The organism is Streptomyces sp. NPDC026589, from assembly GCF_040638385.1.
Lineage (GTDB): Bacteria > Actinomycetota > Actinomycetes > Streptomycetales > Streptomycetaceae > Streptomyces.
On record NZ_JBEZYG010000058.1, the window covers coordinates 2,032 to 9,503 of the forward strand.

Annotated in this window: 5 protein-coding genes and 1 pseudogene; 2 read left to right on the forward strand and 4 right to left on the reverse strand. The window is 72.0% G+C overall.

Annotated elements, in window-relative coordinates:
- The 4 genes and pseudogenes from AB0F29_RS41285 to AB0F29_RS41300 all read right to left on the reverse strand — a co-directional run.
- Window positions 1-353: pseudogene (locus AB0F29_RS41285) on the reverse strand (hypothetical protein); the annotation flags it as partial.
- Between the two features lie 960 nt (window positions 354-1,313).
- A complete protein-coding gene (locus tag AB0F29_RS41290) occupies window positions 1,314-2,330 on the reverse strand; it encodes a DUF6292 family protein (protein WP_361884123.1) in 1,017 nt (338 codons plus the stop codon).
- 280 nt (window positions 2,331-2,610) lie between these two features.
- The gene (locus tag AB0F29_RS41295) at window positions 2,611-3,186 is read right to left on the reverse strand and encodes a transcriptional regulator (protein ID WP_361884125.1); all 576 of its coding nucleotides are present in this window, start codon (window positions 3,184-3,186) and stop codon (window positions 2,611-2,613) included.
- Window positions 3,186-4,793 carry a helix-turn-helix domain-containing protein gene (locus AB0F29_RS41300; protein ID WP_361884127.1) on the reverse strand — a complete coding sequence of 536 codons (1,608 nt, stop codon included), beginning with the start codon at window positions 4,791-4,793 and terminating at the stop codon, window positions 3,186-3,188. The genes AB0F29_RS41295 and AB0F29_RS41300 overlap by 1 nt, the downstream gene beginning before the upstream one ends.
- A gap of 86 nt (window positions 4,794-4,879) precedes the next feature.
- Here AB0F29_RS41300 and AB0F29_RS41305 point away from each other — a divergent pair, with 86 nt between their 5' ends.
- On the forward strand, window positions 4,880-5,440 hold the full coding sequence (locus AB0F29_RS41305; protein WP_361884129.1) for a hypothetical protein: 561 nt from the start codon (window positions 4,880-4,882) through the stop codon (window positions 5,438-5,440).
- A partial coding sequence (locus AB0F29_RS41310) for a DEAD/DEAH box helicase family protein (RefSeq protein WP_361884131.1) occupies window positions 5,437-7,472 on the forward strand: 2,036 nt, incomplete at its 3' end. The genes AB0F29_RS41305 and AB0F29_RS41310, both read left to right, overlap by 4 nt.

Here is a 7,472-nt window from a genome sequence, read left to right on the forward strand (position 1 = left end):
TTCGGCAGGGCGGTGTTCTCCGGCGGCACGGTGTCCTTCGCCGAGGCAGTGTTCTCCAGCGGCACGGTGTCCTTCGGCAGGGCGGTGTTCTCCGGCGGCACGGTGTCCTTCGCCGAGGCAGTGTTCTCCAGCGGCACGGTGTCCTTCGGCAGGGCGGTGTTCTCCGGCGGCATGGTGTCCTTCGCCGAGGCAGTGTTCTCCGGCGGCACGGTGTCCTTCGGCAGGGCGGTGTTCTCCGGCGCCACGGTGTCCTTCGCCGAAGCAGTGTTCTCCGACGGCACGGTGTCCTTCCGCGCGGCAGAGTTCTCCAGCGGCACGGTGTCCTTCGGCAGGGCGGTGCTCTCCGGCGCCACGGTGTCCTTCGACTACGCAACTGGTCAGACTCCTCAAGGGCTTCTTGCTGCCGCCGCCGCGGCCGCTCCTCCAAGGGTGGTCCTTCCTCCTTCCTGGTTGCCCTAGGTTCCATAGGGCCCCGGGGGCGGAAACGGTCGTCTACGCCCACTCTGGCCGGTTCGATGGCCCGAGCGCGCGTACAACCAGGTGGGCGCGCAAGTCCAATCAGGTTCCCCTGCGGTTACGCCTTCCCCTTTTTGCTCCCGTCGCCGTATGAGACACAGCCAAGTGTCTGAAGAACCGTCGAGCTTGATCTCAAAATGCCAGGTGGGGCCGGTCGGCAGGGTCGGCACGGCGCGGGCCAGGGCGGGCCGGATCGGGTACTCCACACTCCGGCCCTGACCCGCGTGGGTCCGCACCGCACCCCGGGACGCACCGCACCCCGGGGACGGAAAGGCCAGCGGGCGAGCGGACCGTATCCGATTCCGCAACTGCTGCTCCGCGAGCACCCCTCCGTCTCCGTCGTCCAGTAAAGTACCCCCAGCTTCTCCGAGTTGGCGGCCCCGCACAGACCTTGTGCCGGGGACTTCCCGGTACAAGTCCCCTACCCCAGGGGGCTTCCTCTGGGGTCACCAGAAGGGAAGCGCGATGAACAGAGGTATCCCGTGCAGCAGTTGCGGGCGGTCGTCTCAACGATGGGCGCCGTCGAACTGGCTGTCAGTGGTCAACCTGGTCATCAACCTGCTGAGGTGGTTCGTCTGATGACGGACCTGCGCGTGGCCGTACCGCCGTGGCTCATGACTGAGCCCGGCCGGATAAAGGACGGCCGGGCTCAGTCACCGCAGTAGCTGCGAGAGGGCCTTCTACCGGGTGGCTGCCCGGTAGGGGGTCCTCCGTGCTTCTCACGGCATCTCTCTTTGCAACATTGCCGTGGGCCCACAGTATGACACTCCAGTGTCACCTGGGACGAGGTCGCGGGTTCAGGAAGTGAGGGCGGCGACGACGTCGCCCGGCGGCGGGGTGATGCCCCCGGCGAGGTAGCGCACACCCCCGCCCTCCGAGGGGAGAACCGCGCCTTTGGTGATGGGGTGGCGGCGGGAGGCCGCGGTGCGCCACCCGTACCGCTCGTCCCAGACCAGGGCGGGGGCCGGGGCCCGGTCGCCGTCCAGGACGAGCGCGGCGACGACCCGGTCGTCGCCGGGCAACTGAACTTCGGGCGTGGCTTCGGTGGTGGTCCAGCCGGCTCGGTGCAGGGCGGTGGCGACGTCGGTCAGGTACGGGGCGGCCCGGCGGGCGCGCAGGACCGTCTCGGCCCGTGCGGTGGCACGGCGGACCTGCCCGGCCGGGTAACCGAGTTGGGCAGCGGCCTGGGCGGGAGTCAGGTCCGGCTCGGCGTCGATGCGGTCGGCGATGCGGTCGGCGCGCAGGCGGGTGAGGGCGTCCTGCGCGGTGTTGCGGTGGATGCCGAGTTCGGCGGTGACGGTGGCGGCGCTGATGGTGGGGTCGGCGTCCAGCAGCTCGGCGGTGAGTGCGGGGACCTGGTCGCGCGGGACCTGGTCGCCGGTGTGCTTGGGCCGGCCGCCCCGGGTCGCTGCGGCGTCGCGGCCGGGGCGGTTGTCCTGGAAGTACCGGACGGCGCCCCGGGGCCAGTGGTCGACCCCGCCCGCCTCGACCCTCGCCTCGGTCAGGGCCGGGTCTCGCTTGTAGATGTCCCAGGAGTTCGGGGCGACCCCGATCAGCGCCGCGCACTCACGGCGGTCCAGGAGGTCACCGTCGTCCTCGTCGGCCGGGAGCGGGGGGACCGGCTTGCCCAGGAGGTAGGCGTCGACCTGTTCGCCGTCGTAGAGCCGCGTACGGGTGCCCTGCGAGCTGACCGGGGCCGGGAAGCCGGGGGCCTCGTAGGGCTTGAGGCGGGTGTAGTGGTCGATGCCGACCCCGTGCTGCGCGGCGAGGTCCGCCAGGGTCCGCACGAGGTGTTGACGGCCTGCTCTGATCACGGGGGTTTTCCTCCAGAACTCTCTGTGTCGAAAAAACCGTACCTGCTCCGGCCGGGGCCGGCGGGCAGGTATGTTGCGGGTGGGCCCCCCAGTGGGGTGGCTGCGTTCCGGCCGGCACCCGTGCCACCCGCTCCCGTGAGCGGACTGAGGGTGCCGGCCATCTTCACGTCCAGGACGGACCCGCCGCCCATCACGCGCCGCGCGGCCGTACGGGCCGGGCGTTGGACCGGTCCGCCCCCGGCAACTCCAGTACCGGGGGCGGGCCTTCCGGGGGTTGTGGTCAGGCGGCCCAGCCGATCGAGGAAACGTAGCTGTAGCCGTCGTAGTCCGAGCCGATCAGGTCCAGGACTTCGTCCCACACCGCGTCCAGCTCCTCCAGGTCGTCATCCATCCACGCGTCCACGGCCCGGTCCCAGACCCCCCGCACGTTGACGCTGCGGCTGGACAGGTCCCGCCGGTACTTCTGCTCAACGCCGGTCTGGTTGACCGGGTTGATCTCCACCCGGGTCCCCCGCCCGCCGTTGTTGAGCCGGTGCTTGAGGTCGGCGGCGACGTTGCGGCGGCGCAGGTCCCAGTACGCCGCGTCGAGGCGGGCCAGGTTCGCCTTGTTCGGGCTGCGCTCCTCCGCGAGCCACGCCATGAGCGTGCGCGGGGAGACGTGGACGCCGGCCCGGTCCATCGCCTCGTATCCGGCGTCGGACTTGGTGAGGTAGTTCAGGCGGGCGGCGAGTCCGCGGTCGCTGTCGACCGGTGAGGCAACACCGCGCACCATGCCCTCCATGGCGATACCGAGGGCTTCGGCCCCGGGTGCGCCGTTCGCACCGTAGCGGCCGAAGTCCTTCCAGCGTCCGGCCATCAGCCGCGCACCTTCCCGACCAGGTACTCACCGGCGGTCTTGCCGTCGCCCTGCTTGATCTTGAGTTCGGACACACCCCGGCCCTCGGTGAACACCTGCCTCCAGTCCCCGATCACGTGGAGCTCGTCGGTGTGCTTGAGCGCGACGACGTCCAGTCCGGCCTGGTGGGCTTTGTAGGCGCGGCCGCAGTGCAGCGCGTACGCCTGGCTGTGGATGTTGTGCATCCAGTCGGGGCGGACCATTTCCCGGTTGTGGATCGACTCCCCCATGGTGCTGACGAACTTGCTGTACATGCCTTTGACGTACTCCAGCGTCAGCATGTCCCCGGCGGCGATCGCCTCCGACCGGGCGGCGACCAGGAGCTTCCGCAGGGCGTCCAGGAAGTTCTCGGTCGCGCCGGACGTCCAGGACTCGTGAACGGTCGGGGCTCCGGTCAGGCCCCACTTCGGGCCGGACAGGCGCAGCAGGAGGCGGAGGGTGGCGTCGGTGATCCAGAGGGCGCCGGGCTCGTCGCGGTCCCCGAGCGGGTTGGGCAGGTGCGGGTGGGCCCACTCGGCGGGGGTGATCAGGTGGACCCCGGACCGCTTCGGGCCGACGCCGTCCGATCCGGTGGTGTGCTCCAGCTTCCCGATCGGCAGCCACACCTTAAGCGCCGACAGGTAGGCGGCGTTGACGTCCAGGGCGGTCACCCGGAGGTCGGCGCAGGCGGCGCGCATCGAGTAGGCGGGGTTGGTGTAGGCGGGGCGGGCCTCCCAGATCTGGTCCGGGTCCTTCTTCGACGGCTTGTGCAGGATGTCCGGCAGCGCCGGGTAGGCGGTGTATTCGTAGCGGGCGGTGGCCCTCGTTTCGTTGAAGAGGTGCATGACGTCGGGGATCGCCCGGCCGATCAGCGCTTTCAGCGCGGCGTCCTCGTCCCCGCCGGCTCGCTCCGCCTCCTGCTCGACCGCACCCCGGATCAACGCCATCAGATCCGCCTCGGCGCGCTCGGCGCTCTTTGACCGGCGCTGGGGGCGGGTCGGCACCCGGGCCGGGACCGGCGACACCGGCGCCGGAGCGGGCGCGGCCGGGACACGGGCAGGGGCAGGGGCCGCAGCCGGGGTGGGCGCGGTGGCGGTCGGGGCCGCGGGGGTGGTGGGCTGGCACAGGGCGCCGGAGTGGAGCGGGCGGCCGTCGGTGGACTGGTAGGTCGTCTCGACACCGCACCGCACGCACGGGCCGGGGTCGCCCTCGATCGCGCGGCCGTCCGGACCGCGCAGGGTCTCCAGACCGATGAGCGCCGCGGGCGGCGGGCCGGGCAGCTGCGGGGGGGTGGTGGGCGTGCCGGTGAACAGGGCCGCGACCGGGTCCGGGGCGGTGGTGGTGGGCGGGTAGATCTCCGCGAGGCCCTTCAGGATCCGCAAGTACGGGAGGCGGGCGGGCGGGGTCGGGTCGGAGACACCGGTCTCCCAGTTCGCGATCGTCGACCGGCCCACACCGACCGTGGCCGCGATGTGCGCGCGGGAGAACCCGGCCGCCTCCCGGAGCCGGAACCGCTCTGCGGGGGGCGGCATCGCTGCTGCGAGACGGGCCTCTTCCAGCAGTGCTTCCACGCTGTTCTCTTCACTCATACCGGTAACTGTACAACAACTGGACGTCACGTGGTGCTACATTGGGCACTCATTGGACGGTTTGTGACAGGTGGAGGAGATGAGCGGTGATCTGGACTCCGGAGGACGTGGCGCGTGATCAGGTGCGCCGCCAGGCGGCGGGCATGACCGGGGCGCAGGTGGACCAGGCCGTGGACACGGCCGTGGTGCGGGTACGCGAGACCCGCCAGGAGCTGCGCTCCCCGGTGGCGGTCCGGGAGTTCGCGGCGGATCCGCAGGAGCTGGCCGACCGGTGGGCGGCCCTGCTCACCGAATGGCGGCGAGTCGCCGCTCACCTCGCCGCATCCGGTGCCGGCGTCTACGACGGCGACCAGGACGAAAAGGGCAGCGCCTGGGCGCGGGAGCGGGAGGAGCGGCGCACCACGGCGCTGCGGACCCATGCCGCGTGGACGGAGCAGCAGCGGGAGAAGCGGGACGAGTTGTGTGCCGAGGTGTGGCTGGGCGCGGCTGCCGGGCGGCGGGTCCGTGCGGCGGCGGCGCGGGCCGGACTGACCCCGAACGAGATCCTGGCCCAGCTCGCTGAGCGGGTGAGCGTCGATGATGACGGGGCGCTGGCCGTCGCCCCGTTCACCCCGGGCCGGACCGCCGGGCTGAGTGAGGAGCGATGAGCATGCAGGGAATCACGCTGCGGCCGCATCAGGTCGAGGCCGTGGACGCGATCGTGCGCGGCCTGTCCCTCCCGGCCGACGGAGCGCTGCCCGTTGGCGGGCAGCGCGGCCAGGTCCACATGGCCACCGGCACCGGCAAGACCGTCACGGCGGCGATGGCCGCGCTCAAGCTGTGCCCGAACGGCGTGATCGGCGTCCTGGTCCCGACCCTGGACCTGCTGACACAGACGATCGAGGCATGGCGCAGGGCCGGACACCAGGGCCCGGCCGTCGCGGTCTGCTCCCTCGGGGCCGACCCGCTGCTGGAAGCCCTCGGCGTGCGGTGCACGACCAACCCGACCCAGCTGGCGCTGTGGGCCGCGTCCGGGCCGGTGCTGGTGTTCGCGACGTACGCCTCCCTCGCCCCGCAGGGCCTGACCGACGACCAAAACAACGCCGACGACGAGACCCTGGGCGTGCTGGAGACGGCACTGCGCGGCTCGTACGGGCAGAAAATGGCGCCCTTCGACCTGCTGGTGGTCGACGAGGCACACCGGACGTCGGGCGACGCCACGAAGGCGTGGGCCGCCATCCACCACCAGGACCGGTTCCCGGCCGCACGGCGCCTCTACATGACCGCGACCCCGCGCCTGTGGGCGGCCGGCCCCGCCGCGGCAACGACCGAGGACGAGCAGGCGACCAGCCCAGCCGGGGCCGCGCCCGGCGGCGGCCAGGCGCTGAGCGGGCGGGTCGTCGCCTCGATGGACGACACCACCCTGTACGGGCCGGTCCTCTACGAAATCGGCCTGATCGAGGCGGTGGAGCGCGGCATCCTCGCGCGGTTCGAGATCGACGTCCTGGAGATCCGCGACCCCTCACCGCTCAGCGAGAAGGCCACCGACGAGGAGCGGCGGGGCCGGCGGCTCGCCGCGCTCCAGGCCGCGCTCCTCAAGCACGCCGACGAGTCGGGCACCCGCTCGTACATGACGTTTCACTCCCGCACCCTGGACGCCCTCGCGTTCGCCCGGGCGATGCCGGAGACCGCCGCCCGCCTCCACCACGCCGACCCCGCCGCCTACCCGGGCCGGGTCGGCTCCGAGTGGCTCTCCGGCGAACACCCCGCCACCCACCGCCGCGACGTCCTCGCCCGGTACGCCGACGGACTCGACGCGGACGGGTGGGTGTGCGAACTGTCGTTCCTGGCCTCCTGCCGGGTCCTGGGGGAAGGGGTCGACATCCGGGGCAAGCGCGGCGTCGGCGCGGTCGTCTTCGCGGACACCCGCAGCAGCCCGGTCGAGGTCGTGCAGATCATCGGGCGGGCGCTGCGCCAGGAGCCGGGCGACGGCAAGGTGTCCCGCATCGTCGTGCCGGTGTTCCTGGAGCCCGGGGAGGACCCCGGCGACATGATGGCGTCCTCCAGCTACCGAGGGCTCGTCGCGGTCCTCCAGGGCCTGCGCGCCCACGATGCCCGGGTCATCGAGAAGATGGCGCTGCCCACCACCACCGCACGCGGACAGATCACCTCCGTGCTCGCCCTCGACCCGCAGGAAGCCGCGGCCGACGAGCAGCACCAGGTCGAGGACGAAGACCAGGAGGACGTCCCCGACGAGAGCCCGGCGGCCGGCCCCGGCGACGGCGACCAGGACGACGCCGACACCGACGAGCACCAGGACGACGAGGACGAGAGCGACGAGGAGACCGACGCGGCCCCGGGCATCGCGGGCAGCACGCCGCTGCTGCGGTTCAGCCTCCCCCGCGACCCCGAATCCGTGGCCCTCTTCCTCCGCACCCGTGTGCTGCGGCCGGACAGCGAGGTCTGGCTCACCGGGTACAGCGCCCTGCGCGGCTGGGTCCGCGAGCACGGGCACGCGCAGGTCCCCCGGGAGGCGACCGTCGAACTGGGCGACGATGGCTCCACGTACGGGCTGGGCACCTGGGTCACCGAGCAGCGCCGCGCATTCAAGGCCGGGACCCTCAAGCCCTGGCGCACCGACCTCCTCAACGAACTGGGGATGATCTGGTCGGTCGGCGACGCCGGATTCTGGAAGAACCT

Excerpts from the sequence above, each read along its gene's own strand:
- AB0F29_RS41300 (WP_361884127.1), bottom strand. The coding sequence starts at position 4,793 with ATGAGTGAAGAGAACAGCGTGGAAGCACTGCTGGAAGAGGCCCGTCTC.
- AB0F29_RS41295 (WP_361884125.1), bottom strand. The coding sequence starts at position 3,186 with ATGGCCGGACGCTGGAAGGACTTCGGCCGCTACGGTGCGAACGGCGCA.